Raw genomic sequence first — 1,042 nt, 5'->3', positions numbered from 1 at the left:
CTTTCAATATTTCCGAAGCCAATGGATCTAAACCCGCGGTTGGCTCGTCTAAAATCAACACATCGGGATTAAACAGAAAAGCCAATGTAGCACTCACCTTTTGGGTTGTTCCTCCTGAAAGCGTCCGCATTTGTTTGTCGAATATTTTTTCGAGTTCGAAAGCTTTGATTAAATCCTCATCCAAAACGGCATCTGAATTTCTAATTTTTTTCATCATTTCGATGATTTGACCCACCGTCATATAATCTGGATAACGTCCTATTTGCGGCATATAACCAATTTGTTCCCGATATTTATATTTATTGAGTATCGATTTTTGGTCAAACAAAATATCGCCTTTACTAGGAATCACCATTCCCAAAACACTTTTTATCAAAGTGGTTTTTCCACAACCATTAGGACCAATTAGTGCGACACATTTTCCTTTATTGAAAGTAAGATTGACATCACTTAAAACTTCTAACTTTCCGAATTTTTTATATATATTTTTAATTTCAATCATAGCGATAATGAGTGCATTAATGGTGTTTTGTCGATAAAATTATCAGGTGTGATACTGGGTAATATTTTCTCAGATTTATCTAAAAGTGTTATCATAAAGCTTCTGAAAAGTAACATCGCTGAAGGGTTATTTTCAGTAAGAACTGCGAACAAACTCAAGGGTCGAAATGGCACATCACCAACTCCGTTTTTGTCTAAATCATAGCCTTCATATTTGTCCCAATAATTGCCATCAAAAGTATTCAAAACCAGACTTCCGTTAGTGCTAATATCAAAAGTGTTCCCAACAAAATTGTTGTTTTTAATGATGTTTTCCATACAACTCGCTTGAATTTTCATTCCCCAACCATTGGCTTCAAAAATGTTTTTTTCGACTAAAATTCGGCTTGTTCCTTCCATATGAATTCCTGATGTATTTCTAGAAAATTTGTTCCCAATAATGTAACTGTCTGAGATTTCTTTTAGGAACAATCCGTAAGCTGCATCGCCCCAATTTTCTTCAAAATAATTATTAAACATTTTCACTCTTCGGGTAAACATA

The 1,042-nt window shown here is 34.3% G+C and carries 2 protein-coding genes; both read right to left on the bottom strand.

Annotation, left to right across the window (positions count from 1 at the left end; translation table 11 throughout):
• Positions 1-502, bottom strand: a 502-nt coding sequence (locus tag EKL98_RS17285; RefSeq protein ID WP_148104482.1) for an ABC transporter ATP-binding protein, incomplete at its 3' end; no start/stop codon positions are given.
• Positions 499-1,042: NosD domain-containing protein (locus EKL98_RS17280; RefSeq protein ID WP_199740766.1), on the bottom strand; the 544-nt coding region annotated here is incomplete at its 5' end. The genes EKL98_RS17280 and EKL98_RS17285, both read right to left, overlap by 4 nt.

The sequence above is a fragment of the Flavobacterium bomense genome (assembly GCF_003970355.1).
This window is presented reverse-complemented; position numbering and strand designations above follow the sequence as displayed.